Origin of the sequence: Bergeyella porcorum, assembly GCF_042427575.1 — a bacterium.
GTDB classification, from domain to species: Bacteria; Bacteroidota; Bacteroidia; order Flavobacteriales; family Weeksellaceae; genus Bergeyella; species Bergeyella porcorum.
In genome coordinates this window covers 286,196-306,437 of sequence record NZ_JBHMFD010000013.1, presented here as the reverse complement: position 1 = coordinate 306,437, position 20,242 = coordinate 286,196, and the positions used below count along the sequence as shown (strand labels likewise).

The window sequence follows — 20,242 nt, the reverse complement described above, 5'->3', positions numbered from 1 at the left end:
CCCCCGAAATTTATGTTACCAAAATTTAGTAGCATAAAAAAGCTGCCCTTTTCGAACAGCTTCATTTTTTTATTCAATTAGATGATTTCTAACGCTGATGTTACTTGATAAATCCTTTACTTCTTAACAAAGACTTAAGATCTGGTTGTCTTCCCGTAAAGTTTTTATAGGCTTCATTATACTCCACAGTATTACCCGTAGAAAGTACTGATTTTCTAAACTTCTCACCATTGGCTCTGGTAGCTCCTCCATTATTGGTAATCCAATCCCAACCATCAGCACTTAGTAAATCGCTCCACATATAAGCATAATACCCCGCTGAATAACCTCCTCCCCAAATGTGAGCAAAGAATGGCGAATGGTATCTTGGTGGAATCTGTGGCACATACAATCCGATTTTTTTCAATGCCTCTACTTCAAACTCCGAAGCTGGCTTTACTTGGCTTTCATCTGTAATAGAATGCCACGCCATATCCAATGCAGCCGCGGCTACCGTCTCTGTGGTGGAGAAACCTTGGTTAAAAGTCAATGCCTTTTTAATCTTTTCTACCAACTCCTGTGGCATAGGTTGCTTGGTTTCATAGTGAAGGGCATAGTTCTTTAAAACCTCTGGTTCCAAGGCAAAGTATTCATTAATCTGAGAAGGCAATTCCACAAAATCTCTTGCTACACTAGTACCAGAAAGGCTACCATATTTTTGGTTGGCATACAATCCGTGCAAAGCGTGTCCAAACTCGTGGAAAAGCGTTGTCACTTCATCATAGCTGATGAGGGCAGGTTTTCCTGCGGCAGGCTTTTGATAATTGAGGACATTCACTACTACAGGTTTTTGTCCTTTACTGCTGGCTTGCTTCACAAAGGAGCTCATCCACGCCCCACCTCTTTTACTTTCACGAGAGAAGAAATCTACATAAAACAACGCCATAGAAGAACCATCTTTATCAAACACTTCATAGACCAAAACTTCTGGGTGATATACAGGCAAATCGGTTCTTTTCTTCAAAGTCATTCCGTAGAATTTCTCAGCAGCAAAGAATACTCCTTTTTCTAGCACATTATGCACTTCAAAATAAGGTTTGATTTCATTTTCATCCAAATCATATTTAGCCTTTCTCACTTGCTCTGCATAATAGCTCCAATCCCACGGTTGCAATTTAAACCCACCTTTCTGGCTATCAATCAATTTCTGAATCTCTGCTGCTTCCATCTTAGCTGTTTCCACCGCTGGCTTAGCCAATTCTGCCAATAGCTTCATTGCCGCCTCTGGAGTTTTTGCCATTTGGTCTTGAAGTTTCCATTCTGCAAATGATTTTTTACCTAAGAGTTGGGCTTTTTTCAGTCTTAATTTAGCCATCTTTTCAATGATTTCGCGGGTATCTCCCGAGTCATTTTTCTCGGCTCTTTGCTGAGACGCTTTGAAGAGTTTTTCTCTTGTCGCTCTATTTTTAAGACTCTGAAGCAATGGCTGTTGCGTAGTATTATAAATTGTGAGAAGGTATTTTCCTTCGTGTCCTGCTTTTTTAGCATCTTGAGCTGCCGCTGCAATCTCATCGTTGGTTAAGCCCTCTAGCTCCTTCACATCAGAAATCACAAGGCTGCTATTTTTTCTCGCATCTAGAAGGCGGGTAGAAAACTCTGTGGAAAGTGATGCCAATTCTGAATTAATTTTCTTCATTTCTTCTTTTTGAGCATCAGAAAGGTTGGCTCCCGAAAGTTCAAATTGCTCCAAATAGAAATCTACCAAACGGCGGCTTTCTGCATCTGTTATTTTATTTTTTTGTTCGTGAACTTTTTTAATTCTTTCATACAATTTTGCATTCAAGAAAATCTTATCACTATGAGCCGCAAATACCGCAGAATAATCCTTCTGAATTTTTTGCAACTCTGGGTTGATATTGGTACCTACTAAGTTATAAAAAACCGTTCTGGCTCTTCCTAGCACCTCGCCACTTTGCTCCAATGCCAAGACTGTATTTTCAAAGGTAGGTGCTTCTGGATTATTGATGATTTTTTCAATCTCCTCAGACTGTACTTTCAAGCCATAATCAAACGCTGGTCTGTAATCTGAATCTTTAATTTTATCAAACTCTGGAGCTTGATATTGAAGGGCACTTTTCTTGAAGAAAGGATTTCCTGCCACCTCATCTTTTAAGGCAACTTCCTCTTGCAGAGGCTTGTTTTGTGTTGTTTTCATCGTAGTACAAGCAGTAGTCACCGCCAATGACGGAATTAAAAATAACGCTGCAATATTTTTCATTCTTAAATTTTTATTTTAAACTCAAGTGCTAAATTAGTTATTTTTTCTTTAAATTTGAGAAATACAAATATAAAATATTATGAGAAAGCATTTTTTTGGTATAATGGCTTGTGCTTTTCTGACGGCCTGCTCTACAAAGGATAATTCCAACCCTATAAATAATATCCTGAAATCCAAAGATATAGAACTTAGCAACAATATCATACAAAAGGAATATCTAGGAGATTTTAGTACCATTAAAGTGGGGACTTCCATCAATGCTGAAGTTGTAAAATCTGACGAGGAAAAAGTCATCATCTACGCACCAAAAGAAATTATAGATAAAGTTTTGGTGGAAAATACCGATGGTAACCTCTCCATTCGTATCAAACCACAAATTAACCTCTACAGCACCCGATACATCAATGCTAAAATTTTCGCTAAAGATTTTAAAGCCATTACTGCCAACTCTTCGGCAGATATTGTTGTACGACCAACTTTTACTCAAAACCAACTTTCCATAAGCGTTAGCAGCTCGGGAAGCATCAAAGGCGATTTTGAAGCCAATGACCTCCACATCCAAACTTCCAGCAGCGGTGATTATTCTGGAAACATCTGGGCACTCAACCTCATTGCTGATGCCAGCTCTTCGGGAGACATCACCCTAAAAGGGCAAAGTAAAAATGCTATACTAAAAACCTCATCCTCCGCAGATATCAAAGCGAAAGAACTTACGGTAGAAAATGCAGAAGCCAAGGCTTCTAGCAGTGGTTCTATTGAAGTGAGCGTTTCTAAAAGATTGGTAGCCGATGCCAACTCCTCAGGAGAGATCATTGCTTATAAAAAGGGAGAGATTTCCGTAGAAAAAACGCAAAGCAGCAGTGGTAGGGTTTCTGTAAGATAGTAAAATTTGTATAATGTTCAATATATGCTTATTCTGAATTAAACCATTGGCAATCGATAAAGAATATTTCAAGTAAAAATGACATTAAAATATGCCCTCTCATCATAACTTAATTTGCACCTTAAAAGAATACGGAAATATCTCTAATAAAGAAGAACATCTTATCAGGAAGCATTTTCAATTTGCTTCTCTTAAAAAGAATGAAATTTTCAAAAGCAACCATTCTAACAATATTATTTTTGTAAACTCAGGACTTTTACGAGCTTTTGTAGAGGACAAAAAAGGTTGTGTCTGCACTCGCATCATTGCTTGGGAAAATAGATTTCTTACTAATATTAATGTTTTTAAGCATTTTAATTCATCTGATGAAACTATTGAGGCTCTTGAAAACTCTGAAATTCTTTATATTGAAAAAGATTTTTTCTATCAATTATTAAGCACTTGTCCCAATCTAAATAACATATATTTAAATATTCTTAGTGAATATAATGAACTTTACATAAGAAAATATTCCTTATATGCTTGTAAGAGTATAGAAGAAAAGATGCTTTTTTTGAAAGATAATTTCCCACATCTCATAAAAAGAACTAATGACACTATTTTAGCTTCTTTTTTAGGAATTTCACGAGAATCCTATGTAAGAGGAAAGATTTATTTGTAATATTTCAAAATTATATGATTAAATAAAAAGTGTGATTTGAATCACATCTTTTTAATCAAAAAAACATAATATTTGTGGTATAATTTTTTTTTATGAAAACAATGTCTTTATATAAATTAGTTTTTACACTCTCACCCATATTCTTTTTTGCTCAAGAAAGAAAGACAGATAGTATTTCCAAAATACAAGAAAAGGAAATACAAGCTATTAATATTTTGGTAAAGAAAAAGTTAGTAGAACAGAAAGTAGACAGATTAGTTTTTAATATTGAAAACTCTACTGCTGGGCAAGGTATGAGTGGAATAGAGGCACTAACTAATACGCCTCTGGTAAGGGTAGATGATAGACAAGGGATTTCTATTGTTGGAAAGAGCAGTGTAAATGTGATGATAGATGGAAGAATGCTCAACCTTTCAGGAGGAGAACTTACTAACTATCTGCAATCTTTGCGTTCTGATGACATTGCTAAAATAGAGGTTATCACTACTCCGCCTTCAAAATATGAAGCACAGGGAAATAGTGGACTGATAAACATCATCTTGAAAAAAAACAGAAAACAAGGATGGAGTGGAAGCCTAAATACTTCTTACCAAAGGAATACAAGAAATGGTTTTAGAAATGGAATAAGCCTAAATTATAAAAATAATAACTTTAACTCTACTCTAAAACTTAGACACTATGACAATGGATATACTCCCATTGGTAATAGAAGTCTTTTGGGTGGATTGACAGAAGTTTTTTCTAATGAGAAAAGAATTGATAGAACCTTAGGAGTAGGCATTAATTATAGTGCGGACTATGAAATTAATAAAAAATCAATTATTGGTTTCATATACGATTATTCTCATTCTAAATATCAAATACAATCCGAAAACAAGAGTCATTATTATAGAAATAATACATTAGATTCTTTGTTATCTACTAATGCCAATCATTTGTGGAAAACACCTACCCATACACTTTCTGTATATTATGACTTAAAACTGGACTCACTTGGGAAAAAACTCAATATTGTAGGAAATTTATTAAATAGCCAACCTCGAAAAACAAATGATTTTATTACAGAAAATAGTTTTACCCTAAATGATAATATTGTAAAAAATACGAGTTTCCTAAAATATAATGTATATTCTGGTCAAGCAGATTTATATCTTCCTTACAGTTGGGGAACAATAGAAACAGGAGCAAAATATACCTTGTTCAAAAATAATTCCAATGTAGGATACTATGATTATTCATATAGTTTAAGTGATTATATTATCAATCCTGCAAGAAGTAATATTTTTGATTATCAAGAGCAGAACTATGCTCTATATGCAAGTTTTGACAAAAAAATTAACAACAAATGGTCTTCTAAATTAGGATTGAGATATGAATATGCAACATTATTAGGAAAAAATGCCCAAGGTAATAATGTAGTAAATAATAAGTATGGAAAGTTATTTCCAACAGCATATTTAAGCTACACTCCTAACGAAAATCATACATTCTCACTCAATTATTCCAAGAGAATTACTCGCCCTGATTTTCAATCAATAAATCCTTTTAGGTGGCATACAAATCCATATTATTATACCAGTGGAAATAGCACATTACAACCATCATTTAATGATAATATAGAGTTTAGCTATACCTTTAAGAATAAACTAACTTTTTCTGTATATAATCAATATACTCAAAATGGTTATGGCTATATTGTTAGGTTCTCTGATGATGGGGTTTATAGCAGTATAATGGAAAATAGTTTTAATCAAAATAAATTAGGAATTAGTACTTCTTATTATGATACATTTTTCAAAATTTGGGAACTCTATGCGAATGTAAACGCTTCGAGAGGAACTACGAAACCTTTAGTTCCTGAACTTCAAGGAATGTCCGTAAATTCGTTACTCTATTCATTCTATAATACTATTGCACTTAACGAGTCTAAGACATTTTTTGTAATGCTCAACTTTTGGCATTCTTTACCATTCAACTACGGAAGTACCTATTTGAAGCAACAACTGGAGTTCTCGCCAGGTATAAAAGCATCATTGTTTGATAAGCAACTCCAAATAAGTGCCGTACTTAATGATACTTTCAAAACTATTCGTAATCACGGATATACTAATTATAATGTTTATCGGGAAGATTTTAATCAGTATAATGATTATCGTAGATTTACATTCAGCCTTACTTATAATTTTGGAAATAGCAAAGTAAAAGGAGCAACAAAACGTATCAACTTTGAAGAACAAAATCGAGCAAATTAAAATAAAGATAATAGGAGTAACTCGAAAATCCTTAAAAGAGTAGAGATAATTTTAAAATTTAATTTTTATGAATTCTAAAAAGTTTTCAAAGTTGCAATTATATACTATCCCCCAAATTTAGACCACAGTTAAGCGGATTTAAGTTGATAATTGGATTCAAATTGAATTAAATCTTTTGGTTTTTGGTAGTTAATGCCTTGATGTTTTCGGTTGTTGTATCCTGCAATAAAATCTCTAATCCCTTCGTACAGTTCCAAGCCTGATTCCACAGGATTGAGATAGATATAATCATACTTTATCGTCCTGAAAAACCGTTCGATATAGATATTGTCTGTAGCCCTGCCTTTGCCATCCATACTGACTTTTATATCGTGATTTTCCATAAAATCTATCCAATGGCTAGAGGTATATTGGCTCCCCTTGATTAGATTGATCATTAATACACAATAATTTACACTGTTTATGAAGCCTCAATCGATGCTCTTTATCTATCATTTTTTCCCGTTCTTTCATTCCTCTAGCATCCCTAAGTTTTTTTTAAGAAATCAATCTCTATCTGCGATTGACCGATTTTTTGATAGAGTTTTTCCTCTTTACCAGCATTGTTCTTTTCTCCTTTCTGATGAGAAAACTTGGTCTGCTTGGCTTAAAAACTCTTTCTCCCAATTCTGGATTTGCTGAGGGTGAACATCGAAACGAGCAGCTAATTCTGATAGTGTTTCTCTCTCTTTCAGGGCTTCAATAGCAACCTGTGCCTTGAAGGCGGGGTTAAATTTTCTTCTTGTTTTTTATTTTTCTACGAGTTAAAATTAGTACTTTTTTTTACTTAACCCGTGGTCTGATTTTTGGGGAGCATTATAACATTCCTTATACGCTTGTAAAAGCGTACAGGAAAAGATGCACTTTTTAAAATTCAATTTTCCTTTTTTAATAAAAAGAGTTGATGATAGTATTTTAGCTTCTTTTCTAGGAATTTCACGAGAATCCTATGTAAGAGGGAAGATTTACTTATAATATTTCAAAATTATATAATTAAATAAAATGTGATTCAAATCACAATTTTTAAATTTTAAAATCACCATTTTTGTCTCATAAATATCCTTTATTTTGAGATTAAAGAAATTCATATTATTCTTATTTCTATTATCATCTATATACAATGCTCAATCCTTAGAAAAGGATAGCATTAACCCTATAGTTGAGAAACAAATCCAAACTATAGAATTAAAAGCCAATAAAAAACTAGTAGAACGGAAAACAGACCGATTAGTTTTTAATGTAGAAAACTCCGTTTCTGCAACAGGCGGAGATGCTTTAGATGTTTTAAGAGTTACTCCAAGTTTAAAGGTTCAGAACGACCAGATTTCTATAATTGGTAAGAATGGAATATCTGTAATGATTGATGATAGATTAATACAACTTTCAGGTAATGATTTAATCAGTTTTCTAAAAACAATTAAGACAGATGATATTAAAAGTATTGAAGTAATTACAAATCCACCTGCAAAATATGATGCACAAGGAAATAGCGGGATTGTAAATATTAAATTAAAAAAAGCTAAGAAAAATAACATAAGTGGCAGTCTAATAACTTCATATACTCAAGCTACGCATCCGTTAGGAAGTATAGGTGGTGGATTAAATTATCAAAAAGACAAATTAACTATCACTTCTAATCTTAACTACAATAATGGTAGTATTGCTCCCTATCAAGAATATACAATATATTATCCAAATTACACATGGTTTGAAACCAATAATAAAAGACAATTTATAAATAGTTTAAATGGAAGGATTGCATTAGACTATCAAGTAAGTACTAAAACAAGTATGGGTATTCAGTATTCTGGTGTTATCAATAAACCAATCGTGAGAGGCAAAAACATTTCATATATTACAAATAATAAATCTTCTAATTTAGACTCCTTAATTATCACTCCATCTCGTTTAGAAATGGAAAGAAAAACACATTCTCTAAACTTTCATAGCGTAACCAAAATAGACACTCTTGGTAAGCAGTATTCTATTGATATAGACTATTTTAAATTTCAATCTGATTTAAATTCTAATTTTAATACAAATACGTATTTACCAAATTATATTCCAATACCTAATAGCTACATTTCTGCAAATAATTTGAGCAATCAAAATATAGATGTATATACCGCAAAACTTGATTATGAAATGCCCTTAAAATGGATTAATCTTTCCTTTGGTGGAAAAATATCTTTTATCAATAATGATAGTAAAGTTTCTTATTTTGATACCACTCATACAAATCCTGTGCTTGACCCATCAAAAAGCAATATTTTCAATTATAAAGAAAATACACAGGCGTTGTATGTTTCGGGAAATAAAAAACTTTCTGAAAAATGGGATTTACAAACAGGTTTGAGAATAGAAAACACACAAACAAAAGGATATTCTGCAACACTCAATCAAACCAATAAAAATAATTACACAAAACTATTTCCTACTTTTTACCTAACCTATAAAGCTACGGAAAATAGCACTTTTGGAATGAATTATAGCAGAAGAATTGATAGACCTTCGTATAGCAATTTAAACCCTTTCAGGTTCTATTCATCGAGGTATAATTATAGTGAAGGAAATCCTTTTTTACAACCTTTTTACATAGATAATGCAGAAATTTCATTTACACATAAAAATTATTTTACATCAGTGTATGCAAACTATATGACCAATGGTATTGACCAGATTACTTTTGTATCAAACAATAATCCTATACAAAGAGTTATTCCTTATAACTTTTATAGACAGCTGAATATCGGAACTTCTCATAATTACACATTTAATAAATGGAATTGGTTAGAAAGTAATAATTCTGCTACACTTTTTTACTCCAAAACAACTTCTGATTTAGAAAACACATTGCCTAAAATAGAAAAATGGACTTTATTTTTTAGTTCCAATAATAGTTTTGTCATCAATAAAACCATAAGAGCAGAACTGAACTTTACCTACCAATCCCCCGCAATAGCTGGAAGCTATACCACAAATAGCTGGTATTATATAGATGCTGGGGTTAAATACATATCTCCAAATAAGAAACTAAATATTACTCTCAATGCAATAGATATTTTCAGAACCAACAAAGTTACCTTCACCCAGATTGTAAATGGAATCAAACAAAAGAATTATGATTATGCTGATACCCAAAAGGTAAGATTGTCTCTTTCTTGGAATTTTGGAAAACAATTGAAAACTGAGAAACGAAAACAAAGTAATGAAGAGGAAAAAGGAAGATTGTAGGGGAGTACGAAAAAAAACAGCTTGCAAGCAATACCAACGAGGAATAGGCTAAACGCACGAAATTCTATTTTGAAGACATTTGACAATTACGCATATTGAATATCAGCATATTATAATTTAACCTTGATTGACTATATAGAAAGTAACGAAAATACAATCGTTAGTTATGAATGGATTATAAATTTAGTATTTAGTCTATCTTCTTTTTTACAAAAAGTTCATAGCAGAGGTATAATAGCGGTAAGGACATTATGCCCAAGTATTGAAGATTTCCCATTGCCACTTCAGGTAAGAGTACAATGGCATAGGCTAACCCAAAAAATGCTCCGCCTAAATGGGCTGCGTGCCCCAGATTGTCCCATTGTTTGGGATTCAGCATCATATAGACCGAATAACCAAAATACAACGCCCCGAAAATATACCCCTTAATAGGAATCGGAATGAAAAATAAAAACAGTTCCAAATGAGGATATACCGCAATAGCAGCAAACAATATCCCCGAAACGCCACCACTCGCACCAATGGCAGAATACCAACTTTGTTTTTTGTAGATATAAACCGAAAACCAATTACCTAGCAAAATAGAACCGAAATAAATGAGCAGTAAGCCAATGGTTCCAAATGCTTCTAGCACAATGGGAGAAAAGAAATACAGCGTCATCATATTGAAAATAAGATGCATCCAGTCGGCGTGGAGAAAACCTGCCGTGAGCAATCTGTGGTATTCTTTTCTATAAATCACATCGCTAACATTGAATTTGTATTTCTCAAAAAATAGGCGGTCATTAAACCCTTTATAAGAAACCAATGCCGTAGCAATAATGATGATGTATAACAAAGTCATATTATTCCATTAAAAAAATTAAAAAAAATATTTTATTCTTTTTACCTAAAACAATTCCCCTTGCACGCCCTCTTCTGGAAATTCTTCAGCATCGCTTTGGGTATCTTCTATCTCTGGTTCGGGTTCTTCCTCTGGTTCTGGAATTGTGAGGTTTACAGATTTTAATTTACTCTTTGTCAGTTGATTTCCAAGAGCTTTAATGCCTTTTACTGCGATAAACTCATCTACATTGATCTGTTCTGGTTCTTTCTCTTTACCTTTTTCCTTCACGAAAACGAGCTCTGCCGTAGCATTACTTGCCGTGAATACCATTTCTATAAAAGACTTAGGGTGCTCTGATGGCATAAAGGTCTGGATATTATTGGTAGCCTCGAAAAGGAATCGCTTGATATAGTAAATTTCCTTCTCTCCATCATAATAAATACAAGTAACAGGCTGCTCGGGATTCCATTTTTCTAGCACCAGATATTCATCATCAAAACGATTGCTCAGGTCAAAGGATACCAGTTTGGCTTCACCATTGGTATTGATGGTGAGGATTTTATCATCGCCTTTGAAATTGCCTAAGAAAGTTCCTCTATTATCCACATTGAGACGCCGCACGGCTTCATCAAACCAAATTCTCCTCGGAGCCAAAGTGGAAACGCCTTCTTCTTTCAAATCTACTTTCTTCACGGCATATTTGGTTACCAGATTTCCGCGGGAGTTTCTGCCTTTTATTGCCAAATCTGAAAAATCTATTTCTATTTTATTTTTTCTGATACGGGCATTAGGTTTTAGGAGAACACTTACCACCTCCGCCTCGCCATTAGGATTGGCAGAGAAATATAGCACTTCGGAGCCTTTTTGGTCTGAAGCTAAAGGATATTCTGTATTTCTGGTAATGGAAGTTACCGAAAATCTTTTCATATAGAAAGGTCCTATCTTGCCTTCACGATAAATCATATTATAAACCGTACGGGCATCATTCTTCTTCCAAACCCCTACATAGATAATATCTTTTCCTACAAAGGTTTTCGGCTCTACTTTAGTCACCATCATTGTTCCATCTTTTCGGAAAATGATAATATCGTCTATATCCGAGCAATCAAAGACATATTCATCTTTCTTCAATGAAGTTCCGATGAAACCTTCAGCTCTGTTGACATAAAATTTCTCATTAGCAACAGCTACTTTGGTAGCGTCTATGGTATCAAAAACTCTGATTTCCGTGCGTCTTTCTTTTCCTTTTCCGTATTTTTTCTGGATATTCTGGAAATAATCTATAGCGTAGGCTACTAAGTTTTCTAAGTGGTATTTCACTTGCTCCATTTTACCTTCCAAAGCAGCGATATTTTCCAAAGCTTTATCCCTATCATAACGAGAAATTCTCATAAATGGCAACTCCGTAAGGCGAATAATATCTTCTGTTACCACCTCTCTCATCAGGTGCTTGGTAAATGGTTTTAAGGCTTTGTCAATAGCTTCATAAACTGCTTCTTTGCTATCTTTCCCTTTGATTTCTTGATAAATTTCATTCTCGATGAAGATTTTTTCCAAAGAAGCAAAATGCCATTTATCTTCTAGCTCTCCCAGTTCTATTTCTAATTCTTTTTTGAGTAAAGAAACCGTATGGTCGGTATTCATTTTTAGAATTTCCGAAACAGAAAGAAACATTGGCTTATCTCCTACAATCACGCAGGCATTAGGCGAAATGGAAACTTCGCAATCGGTGAAAGCATAGAGAGCGTCTATGGTTTTGTCTGGGGATACATCATTGGTTAGGTGGATATTGATTTCCACTTGGTCAGAAGTATTATCTTCTATTTTTTTGATTTTGATTTTCCCTTTTTCATTAGCCTTTAAAATGCTATCAATCAGGTCGGAAGTGGTTTTAGAAAAAGGCAACTCAGTAATGCAAAGCGTATGCTTGTCTTTCTGAACAATTCTAGCTCTGGCACGGAGTTTTCCGCCGCGTTTGCCATCATTATACCCTGATACATCTAGCATCCCTGCCGTAAGAAAATCTGGATAGAGTTCAAATTTTTTCCCTTTCAGATAAGCGATAGAAGCGTTGATTAACTCATTGAAATTGTGCGGCATAATCTTGGTAGAAAGCCCTACACCAATCCCTTCCACCCCTTGAGCTAGAAGGAGCGGAAATTTCACAGGGAGGTCAATGGGTTCGTTATTTCTACCATCGTAGGATTTCGTCCAATCGGTTGTTTTGGGATTAAAAACCACCTCCAGAGCAAAGGGCGTAAGCCTTGCTTCAATATACCTTGCGGCGGCGGCAGAGTCTCCCGTATAGATATTTCCCCAGTTTCCTTGGGTATCTATCAGAAGTTCTTTTTGCCCAATTTGCACCATTGCATCGGTAATAGAGGCATCACCGTGTGGGTGATACTTCATTGTATTTCCTACGATATTGGCTACTTTATTGTATCTGCCGTCTTCTAGCTCTCTCATAGAGTGCATAATACGGCGTTGAACGGGTTTAAATCCATCATAAACCGATGGAATGGCTCTGTCTAAAATAACATAAGAGGCATAATCCAAGAACCAATCTTGGTATAATCCCGAAACTTTTTTTAGGCTTTCTTCTTGTGGTTGATTTTCTTGCATTTTATGCTTCTACTTATCTTAATTTTCTTTATTATGCTTCACTACCTTATTCAAAGATGATTTTAAATCTTTTATTTCTTTATCCGTAAGGTAAGAGATATCATATTTCAAAGTGATACTATGGCTTTTCTTGCTAGAAATTGTAATGTATAATCTTTTGAAAATAATAGCATTAACCACCTCATATTTCAGCAGTTTGTATTTTGGAAATTCATCGCTGACGCTTTTTCCAAAGATGGGCGATATTCCTCTATTTTTAAAATTGAGAGCTTCGCCATCACTATCATATTCAAAAATTTGCCGCCCTCTTAGAAAAAATATTATCAATAAAATGGCTGGGATTATCAGCAATAAATACTCTTCATATCCCAATATTTTTAATCTATAGATTTCAAAAAAGTATCCTAAAACCCCAAATAACATCAGCATTAAAAGGAGTGTTATTGCAAAGTTGTATAATGGTACTTTTCTTTTATTACTCAATCTCATCTTTATATTTTTTAAAATTATTGACTGATGGTAAATGATTTTCTAAATCCTACACACTTGCATCATCTAACCTTGAACCTTAAACTTTGAATCTTGAACCTTGAACTTTGAATCATCAAACCCCTTCTTCTATCACCAGATTTTCAAGGATAAAGTTTTGTCTATCAGGGGTGTTTTTCCCCATATAAAACTCCAGAAGTTGGTCTATGGTGGTATCTTTCCCTATCACCACAGGCTCTAAGCGAATGTCTTTCCCTATGAAATGTTTAAACTCATCGGGTGAGATTTCACCAAGCCCTTTAAAGCGGGTAATTTCAGGATTTTTCCCTAATTCTTCCAATGCTTTTAGTCTTTCCGCTTCGGTATAGCAATAGCGAGTCTCTTTCTTATTTCTTACTCTGAACAACGGCGTCTGAAGGATGTACAAGTGCCCGTTTTTAATCACATCAGGGAAGAATTGAAGGAAAAAAGTAATCATCAGTAGGCGAATGTGCATTCCATCCACATCGGCATCGGTGGCGATAATCACTTGATTGTAACGCAAGTCTTCCAAACTTTCTTCAATGTTGAGAGCGGCCTGCAAGAGGTTGAACTCCTCGTTTTCATAAACCACTTTTTTGGTCAATCCATAGCAATTGAGTGGTTTACCTTTCAATGAAAAAACAGCTTGGGTTTCCACATCTCTACTTTTGGTGATAGACCCTGATGCTGAATCTCCCTCGGTGATAAATATCTGAGTTTCAGATTTTCGCTCTGCCTTTTGGTCGTTATAATGCTGGCGACAATCTCTTAATTTTTTATTATGCAGCGATACTTTTTTAGCTCGTTCTCTTGCCAGTTTTTGAATCCCTGAAAGCTCCTTTCTTTCCCTTTCGGAAACGAGGATTTTCTTATGAAGTGCTTCGGCAATCTCTGGATTTTTGTGTAGAAAATTATCCAGTTTGCTTTTCATATAATTATTGACAAAAGTTCTGATGGTTTCCAGCTCGTTGCCATCTTTGTCTTGTCCCATTGTGGTAGAGCCGAGTTTGGTTTTGGTTTGGGACTCAAAAACCGGGTTTCCCACATTGATATACACCGCTCCAATAATCGCTTTTCTAATATCCGTAGCTTCAAAATTTTTACCATAAAATTCCTTCACGGTTTTCACAAAAGCCTCCTTGAAGGCATTAAGGTGCGTTCCTCCTTGTGAGGTATATTGCCCATTCACGAAAGAGAAATAGGTTTCGGATTGCGATTTATCCGAGTGGGTAATGGCAATCTCCATATCCTCATCTTTGATGTGAATGATAGGATAGATGATTGGCTGTCCGTTGATTTCATCCTCCAAAAGGTCTTTCAATCCGTTTTGAGACTCAAAAACCTCTCCATTATAGTAGATTTTCAGACCTAAATTGAGGTAAGTATAATTGCGGAGCATTCGCTCTACATATTCATTTCGGAATTTGTAATTCACGAAAATGGTATCATCTGGAGTGAAGGTAATTTCCGTTCCGTTTCGCTCGGTGGTTTCGGTTTCCTCAAAAACTTCAGCCAACTTCCCTTCGCGAAACTCGGCACTTCTGGTTTTGCCATCTCTAATGGATTTCACCTGAAAATAGGAGGACAAGAAGTTTACGGCTTTGGTACCCACTCCATTGAGCCCGATGGATTTTTTAAAAGCCCCATCATCATACTTTCCACCCGTATTCATAATGGATACTACATCTACTATCTTTCCCAGAGGAATCCCACGTCCGTAGTCTCTTACCACCACTTTCCCGTCTTTGATTTTCACATCAATGCGTTTCCCAAACTTCATTCTAAACTCGTCTATGGAGTTATCAATGACTTCTTTCAGAAGGATATAAATCCCATCATCTACGGAAGAGCCATCGCCCAACTTCCCGATGTACATACCAGGTCTTAGCCTAACGTGTTCGCGGGGCTCTAGCGTTTTAATATTATCCTCGGTGTATTGTGCAGTATTATGTTCGCTCATAGAATTTTCAGAGATGTAATCCACAAAAGTACAAAAAATATCGGAATTCTGAGTTATAGGATTAGTGTAAACTCAAGAATGAATTGATGGTAAAATGAATTTATTCTTTCCCTGCATAAATTATTCTATCATTACTCGAAAGGTCTTTCAGAAGTTGTTTTTCGGGGAAATTTTGAAATAAATCTAAAGTTTCTTTTCCCAATTTCTGATTGATTTCTAAGAATATCATCCCTTTTTCACGGAGGTGTTTTTCGCCATCTTGGGCTATTTTTCTATAGAAAATCAATGGGTCGGTAGTAGGCGAAAAAAGAGCTGATACTGGCTCAAATCCCTTTACTGATGGAGCGATTTCATCGGCTTCATTTTGCCCGATATAAGGAGGATTGGAAATGATAATGTCATAATTCTCTTCTAAAGTACTATGGAGATAATCTTGCTGGATAAACCGAATTGGCGTTTGATGGTATTCCGCATTTTTTCTGGCGATTTCCAATGCTTGTTCGGAAATGTCGATGGCGGTGATGTCAGCATTAGGGAAATGTTTTTTCAGTACGATAGGGATAATGCCGCTTCCTGTACCGATGTCTAATATTCGGAAATTGAGTTTGGAATTGTTTTCAGCAGAATTGAATTGTTTCTCTTTATTATCCCAGCGATTATGGATTTTCTCAATGGCAAATTCTAGCAATTCTTCGGTTTCTGGGCGTGGAATGAGGGTGTGTTCGTTTACGAAAAACGAACATCCATAAAACTCGGCTGTTCCCAAAATGTATTGATAGGGTTTGCCTGTTTTTAGTTCGGAGATGATGTGTTTTAAAGCTTCTTCATCTTGTTGCAAAACGGTTTGATGAGAAAATTTTCTCAACTGAAACTTATCCAATCCGATGATATGATGAGCAAAAATATAGAAAAGCTCCGCACTTTCCGATTCGGAATACAATGCCGATAACGCCCTTTTAAATTCTATTTTTAATTCCGAAATAGTCATTTTCTCCCAAATCTGCACTTACAAATTAAACCCAAAACTCAACACTTAAAACTAAAAATTTATCTTACAAAAACCAAATTGCTATCGGTAGAGCGTTCTTCATCTATTCTGTATCCTTCGTAGTTGAACGCCTTTACATCATTCAGCGTTTGGGCATTGGTTTCTGCACAGAATCTCACCACCAGTCCTCTGGCGTGCTTGGTATAGACCACAATGGTTTTAGGCTTTCCGCTTTTGAGTTCGTAAAAATCAAAATTGATAATCGGTGCATTGACTTTCTTTTTATCAATCACTTTGAAATATTCGTTGCTTGCCAAATTGAGCACCAAGTCTTTCTTTTTGAGTTCGCTATTAAGCTGAGCGGTTACCTTATCTTGCCAAAATTCATAGAGATTTTTATAATGCTCAAATTCAAAGTGTCTTCCCATTTCCAATCGGTATAGCATTACCTTGTCCGAAGGCTTTAGCCAGCCGTAGAGCCCAGAGAGCATTCTGTAATTTTTCTGAAGATAATCTACCGCTTCTTTGCTGAGGGTATTGGCGTCTAAACCTCTGTAAACTTCGCCTGTGAAGGCAAACATTGCAGGAGCAGATTCTTTCGCTGTGGGATTGGCTTTCCAGTTTTGGTTTCGCTCCCAGTTTTCTTCGGCTAATTTGGGCGAAATTTCCATCAATTCCGAAAGGAACTTTGGCGATTTTTCTTTGAGGTAAGATTGTATCAACGCTGCTTCTTGGATGAAGGTAGGCTTGGAGGGTTTTAGAAATTCGGTTGAATTGCTGATGTTCATTAGTTTCGCTGGAGAAGTGATGATTTTCATTGGTTGGAAATTAGAGGTTGGAAAGTTAGATGTTAGAAATTAGATGTTAGAAAGTTATAAGGTTAAGAGTTTTTTTCTCTTTCTTTTTTTTCAAAAAAACTCAACACTCAAAATTCAGCACTTAAAACTTGTTGAGTTGGTCTTTCTTCTTTCTTCTAAAAAAAACTCAAAACTAAGCACTCAAAACTTTTAAAGCTGTCCTTTTCCTTCACGGATGATTGCTGGTTCACCGCTAGTAAGATCTACGATGGTGGAAGCTACATTATCGCCATAGCCACTATCAATCACAATATCCACCAAGTGGTCGTATTTTTCAGCAATGAGTTCGGGGTCGGTAGTGTATTCTAGCACTTCGTCTTCATCTTTAATGGATGTGGAGGCGATAGGATTGCCCAACTTTTCTACAAGCAACTGCGGTACCGAATGGTCTGGCACACGAATGCCGATGGTTTTATGCCCTTTGTAAGCCGAAGGTAAATTTTTCCCAGCTTCCAAGATAAAGGTAAAAGGACCAGGGATATGGCTTTTTAGCAGGCGAAAAGTAGCATTGTCAATAGATTTGGTATAATCTGAAAGGTGGCTAAGGTTATTGCAAATGATGGAAAATTGAGCTTTGTCCAATTTTACCCCTTTGATTTGAGCGAGTTTTTCCATCGCCTTGGTATTGTTGATATCGCAGCCCAAAGCATAGACCGTATCCGAAGGATAGATAATGATACCTCCATTTCTGAGGGTTTCTACTACTTTGTCTAGAAGGTTTTCTTGTGGGTTTTCAGGATATATTTTAAAGACAGTTGCCATAGAGTGTGGTTTTATGAAAGGCAAAGTTAGGGATTTTAGAATTATTTTTTTTCGGTGAAATAAATATCTTTAGGTCAAACGCACGAAATTTAATATTTTTGTTTTTATGGATTTAGTAAGTTATTTTTCTGACATTGAGGATTTTCGTATTGTGAACAAATACAATCATCTTCTTTCTGACATACTTCTCATTGGACTTTTCACCTATTTGAGCAACGGCGAAGACTACGAAGATATGGTATTATTTGCTGAAAATCACTCTGATTTTGTGCGTGAATATTGTAAGCTTCCCAACGGAGTGCCCTCGCACGATACCTTTAATCGAGTTTTTAGTTCACTGGATACTAATGTTTTATAAATTTCGTGCGTTTAACCTAGATTAACATTGAATTTTGAGGAACCTAAAAGTTTATTTTATAAATTTGTAATCTAAAAATTGTACTTGGGGGTTGAAGATGCTGAGTTGTAAATTGCTTTCATTTCGTGTAACTTTGTGATTAGTTACAACATATAGAAGAAGTTTACATACGGTAAAGCTGTTGTAAATTGCTTTCATTTCGTGTAACTTTGTGATTAGTTACAACAAAAAGTTTATATAGGAAAATTTGGTAAAGGTTGTAAATTGCTTTCATTTCGTGTAACTTTGTGATTAGTTACAACAACTCCGCCGATGAGCTAGCAGCGTGGCTTGTTGTAAATTGCTTTCATTTCGTGTAACTTTGTGATTAGTTACAACGCTGTTAATTGTGCCTGTTGCTGTAATGTGGTTGTAAATTGCTTTCATTTCGTGTAACTCTGTGATTAGTTACAACTAATTACTTGGAGGACCAAATTTTGATACCGTTGTAAATTGCTTTCATTTCGTGTAACTTTGTGATTAGTTACAACAGTGGTAGTGTACTAGCCCTAAACTTATTGGTTGTAAATTGCTTTCATTTCGTGTAACTTTGTGATTAGTTACAACATAGATTTGATGTTTCCGCAAGGCGAATAAGTTGTAAATTGCTTTCATTTCGTGTAACTTTGTGATTAGTTACAACAGTATCCCAGTAGTAAGTCTTATCAGGTGTGTTGTAAATTGCTTTCATTTCGTGTAACTTTGTGATTAGTTACAACCTCATCGTACCCTCGTAGTCTTGCTCACCCGTTGTAAATTGCTTTCATTTCGTGTAACTTTGTGATTAGTTACAACTTACTATTTTCATTAGAAATATGTTTAACGGTTGTAAATTGCTTTCATTTCGTGTAACTTTGTGATTAGTTACAACATAGTACACTAGGAGTATAAATACTACCTCGTTGTAAATTGCTTTCATTTCGTGTAACTTTGTGATTAGTTACAACTCATTTTCCGAAGATATTTTGAAGCGAGTGGTTGTAAATTGCTTTCATTTCGTGTAACTTTGTGATTAGTTACAACCTCCTAGTACTTGTAATCCCACGTCTCCTAGTTGTAAATTGCTTTCATTTCGTGTAACTTTGTGATTAGTTACAACTTGTTTTTGGGATTCTTCTTTTATTTCATCGTTGTAAATTGCTTTCATTTCGTGTAACTTTGTGATTAGTTACAACGAACGCTTTTCAATCTTACTTTGAGAAAACGTTGTAAATTGCTTTCATTTCGTGTAACTTTGTGATTAGTTACAACTAATGATGGTTAAATACACTCTGTGGTATGGTTGTGAATTGCTTTCATTTCGTGTAACTTTGTGATTAGTTACAACTAGCCCTTGCGGTCTCTCTTTACAGAGATAGTTGTGAATTGCTTTCATTTCGTGTAACTTTGTGATTAGTTACAACTTTTTCCATCTAGGGTTCCTTTATACACTTGTTGTGAATTGCTTTCATTTCGTGTAACTTTGTGATTAGTTACAACTAGGGATTACGAAAGGTCTGGAGGAATTAAGTTGTGAATTGCTTTCATTTCGTGTAACTTTGTGATTAGTTACAACAAGTCTGCGAAAGATGTTATTAGCTCAGTTGTTGTGAATTGCTTTCATTTCGTGTAACTTTGTGATTAGTTACAACGAAACCTTATCTGTTGAAGTTACACCTCCTGTTGTAAATTGCTTTCATTTCGTGTAACTTTGTGATTAGTTACAACTATTAACAACACACGGGTATAGAGATAAGTGTTGTAAATTGCTTTCATTTCGTGTAACTTTGTGATTAGTTACAACAGCGTTCCGAGAATAAAAACGATAAGGAGGGTTGTAAATTGCTTTCATTTCGTGTAACTTTGTGATTAGTTACAACTAATCCACCTTGGTTAGATAATTAACCCGTGTTGTAAATTGCTTTCATTTCGTGTAACTTTGTGATTAGTTACAACAAAATTTATTAAAAATTGGTGGGTTACTAAGTTGTAAATTGCTTTCATTTCGTGTAACT

14 protein-coding genes, 1 pseudogene and 1 CRISPR repeat array (1 of these 16 only partly in view) are annotated in these 20,242 nt (G+C 35.0%); of the genes and pseudogenes, 5 read left to right on the top strand and 10 right to left on the bottom strand.

Annotated elements, in window-relative coordinates:
* Nucleotides 1-100: 100 nt before the first annotated feature.
* Entirely contained in the window at nucleotides 101-2,257 is a 2,157-nt protein-coding gene (locus ACFFUE_RS09450; RefSeq protein ID WP_376834756.1) for a M3 family metallopeptidase, read from the bottom strand.
* 79 nt (nucleotides 2,258-2,336) lie between these two features.
* Here ACFFUE_RS09450 and ACFFUE_RS09445 point away from each other — a divergent pair, with 79 nt between their 5' ends.
* The 3 genes from ACFFUE_RS09445 (at nucleotide 2,337) to ACFFUE_RS09435 (ending at nucleotide 6,053) form a co-directional block, all read left to right on the top strand.
* On the top strand, nucleotides 2,337-3,140 hold the full coding sequence (locus tag ACFFUE_RS09445; protein WP_376834754.1) for a head GIN domain-containing protein: 804 nt from the start codon (nucleotides 2,337-2,339) through the stop codon (nucleotides 3,138-3,140).
* A gap of 91 nt (nucleotides 3,141-3,231) precedes the next feature.
* On the top strand, nucleotides 3,232-3,801 hold the full coding sequence (locus ACFFUE_RS09440; protein ID WP_376834752.1) for a Crp/Fnr family transcriptional regulator: 570 nt from the start codon (nucleotides 3,232-3,234) through the stop codon (nucleotides 3,799-3,801).
* A 101-nt stretch (nucleotides 3,802-3,902) separates the two neighbouring features.
* Nucleotides 3,903-6,053, top strand: coding sequence for a TonB-dependent receptor domain-containing protein (locus tag ACFFUE_RS09435; RefSeq protein WP_376834750.1), 2,151 nt, complete (start codon nucleotides 3,903-3,905; stop codon nucleotides 6,051-6,053).
* Nucleotides 6,054-6,181: 128 nt separating this feature from the next.
* On the opposite strand, the gene ACFFUE_RS09430 is transcribed toward ACFFUE_RS09435, so the two are convergent.
* Together ACFFUE_RS09430 and ACFFUE_RS09425 are read right to left on the bottom strand one after the other, a co-directional pair.
* Nucleotides 6,182-6,490 (bottom strand): integrase core domain-containing protein, encoded by a 309-nt coding sequence (locus tag ACFFUE_RS09430; protein ID WP_376834748.1) that lies wholly within the window; start codon nucleotides 6,488-6,490, stop codon nucleotides 6,182-6,184.
* A 156-nt stretch (nucleotides 6,491-6,646) separates the two neighbouring features.
* Nucleotides 6,647-6,829, bottom strand: a pseudogene (locus ACFFUE_RS09425) (transposase); the annotation flags it as partial.
* Between the two features lie 331 nt (nucleotides 6,830-7,160).
* Between ACFFUE_RS09425 and ACFFUE_RS09420 the strand changes: the two are divergent.
* Complete coding sequence (locus ACFFUE_RS09420) at nucleotides 7,161-9,326, top strand: TonB-dependent receptor domain-containing protein (RefSeq protein WP_376834746.1); 2,166 nt, start codon at nucleotides 7,161-7,163, stop codon at nucleotides 9,324-9,326.
* Between the two features lie 190 nt (nucleotides 9,327-9,516).
* Here the strand turns inward: ACFFUE_RS09420 and ACFFUE_RS09415 are convergent, their stop codons facing one another.
* From ACFFUE_RS09415 to ACFFUE_RS09385, 7 genes are all read right to left on the bottom strand, one after another.
* Complete coding sequence (locus ACFFUE_RS09415) at nucleotides 9,517-10,170, bottom strand: rhomboid family intramembrane serine protease (RefSeq protein WP_376834744.1); 654 nt, start codon at nucleotides 10,168-10,170, stop codon at nucleotides 9,517-9,519.
* A gap of 45 nt (nucleotides 10,171-10,215) precedes the next feature.
* Entirely contained in the window at nucleotides 10,216-12,774 is a 2,559-nt protein-coding gene (locus tag ACFFUE_RS09410) for a DNA gyrase/topoisomerase IV subunit A (RefSeq protein WP_376834742.1), read from the bottom strand.
* A gap of 18 nt (nucleotides 12,775-12,792) precedes the next feature.
* Nucleotides 12,793-13,263 (bottom strand): hypothetical protein, encoded by a 471-nt coding sequence (locus tag ACFFUE_RS09405; protein ID WP_376834740.1) that lies wholly within the window; start codon nucleotides 13,261-13,263, stop codon nucleotides 12,793-12,795.
* Nucleotides 13,264-13,378: 115 nt separating this feature from the next.
* Nucleotides 13,379-15,244, bottom strand: coding sequence for a DNA topoisomerase IV subunit B (locus ACFFUE_RS09400; RefSeq protein WP_376834738.1), 1,866 nt, complete (start codon nucleotides 15,242-15,244; stop codon nucleotides 13,379-13,381).
* Between the two features lie 100 nt (nucleotides 15,245-15,344).
* On the bottom strand, nucleotides 15,345-16,232 hold the full coding sequence (gene prmC / locus ACFFUE_RS09395; protein WP_376834736.1) for a peptide chain release factor N(5)-glutamine methyltransferase: 888 nt from the start codon (nucleotides 16,230-16,232) through the stop codon (nucleotides 15,345-15,347).
* 59 nt (nucleotides 16,233-16,291) lie between these two features.
* A complete protein-coding gene (gene yaaA / locus ACFFUE_RS09390) occupies nucleotides 16,292-17,050 on the bottom strand; it encodes a peroxide stress protein YaaA (RefSeq protein WP_376834734.1) in 759 nt (252 codons plus the stop codon).
* Between the two features lie 189 nt (nucleotides 17,051-17,239).
* Nucleotides 17,240-17,851 carry an L-threonylcarbamoyladenylate synthase gene (locus tag ACFFUE_RS09385; protein WP_376834820.1) on the bottom strand — a complete coding sequence of 204 codons (612 nt, stop codon included), beginning with the start codon at nucleotides 17,849-17,851 and terminating at the stop codon, nucleotides 17,240-17,242.
* A 106-nt stretch (nucleotides 17,852-17,957) separates the two neighbouring features.
* Between ACFFUE_RS09385 and ACFFUE_RS09380 the strand changes: the two genes are divergently transcribed.
* The gene (locus ACFFUE_RS09380; protein WP_376834732.1) at nucleotides 17,958-18,209 is read left to right on the top strand and encodes a transposase family protein; all 252 of its coding nucleotides are present in this window, start codon (nucleotides 17,958-17,960) and stop codon (nucleotides 18,207-18,209) included.
* A gap of 104 nt (nucleotides 18,210-18,313) precedes the next feature.
* Nucleotides 18,314-20,242: a CRISPR direct-repeat array (repeat unit 46 nt; unit sequence GTTGTGAATTGCTTTCATTTCGTGTAACTTTGTGATTAGTTACAAC) (it continues 2,146 nt past the right edge of the window).

Bases quoted from the DNA above. Each gene is read 5' to 3' on its own strand.
- ACFFUE_RS09450 (WP_376834756.1), bottom strand. From the start codon at position 2,257: ATGAAAAATATTGCAGCGTTATTTTTAATTCCGTCATTGGCGGTGACT.
- ACFFUE_RS09445 (WP_376834754.1), top strand. From the start codon at position 2,337: ATGAGAAAGCATTTTTTTGGTATAATGGCTTGTGCTTTTCTGACGGCC.
- ACFFUE_RS09440 (WP_376834752.1), top strand. From the start codon at position 3,232: ATGCCCTCTCATCATAACTTAATTTGCACCTTAAAAGAATACGGAAAT.
- ACFFUE_RS09435 (WP_376834750.1), top strand. From the start codon at position 3,903: ATGTCTTTATATAAATTAGTTTTTACACTCTCACCCATATTCTTTTTT.
- ACFFUE_RS09430 (WP_376834748.1), bottom strand. From the start codon at position 6,490: ATGATCAATCTAATCAAGGGGAGCCAATATACCTCTAGCCATTGGATA.
- ACFFUE_RS09415 (WP_376834744.1), bottom strand. From the start codon at position 10,170: ATGACTTTGTTATACATCATCATTATTGCTACGGCATTGGTTTCTTAT.
- ACFFUE_RS09410 (WP_376834742.1), bottom strand. From the start codon at position 12,774: ATGCAAGAAAATCAACCACAAGAAGAAAGCCTAAAAAAAGTTTCGGGA.
- ACFFUE_RS09405 (WP_376834740.1), bottom strand. From the start codon at position 13,263: ATGAGATTGAGTAATAAAAGAAAAGTACCATTATACAACTTTGCAATA.
- ACFFUE_RS09400 (WP_376834738.1), bottom strand. From the start codon at position 15,244: ATGAGCGAACATAATACTGCACAATACACCGAGGATAATATTAAAACG.
- prmC (WP_376834736.1), bottom strand. From the start codon at position 16,232: ATGACTATTTCGGAATTAAAAATAGAATTTAAAAGGGCGTTATCGGCA.
- yaaA (WP_376834734.1), bottom strand. From the start codon at position 17,050: ATGAAAATCATCACTTCTCCAGCGAAACTAATGAACATCAGCAATTCA.
- ACFFUE_RS09385 (WP_376834820.1), bottom strand. From the start codon at position 17,851: ATGGCAACTGTCTTTAAAATATATCCTGAAAACCCACAAGAAAACCTT.
- ACFFUE_RS09380 (WP_376834732.1), top strand. From the start codon at position 17,958: ATGGATTTAGTAAGTTATTTTTCTGACATTGAGGATTTTCGTATTGTG.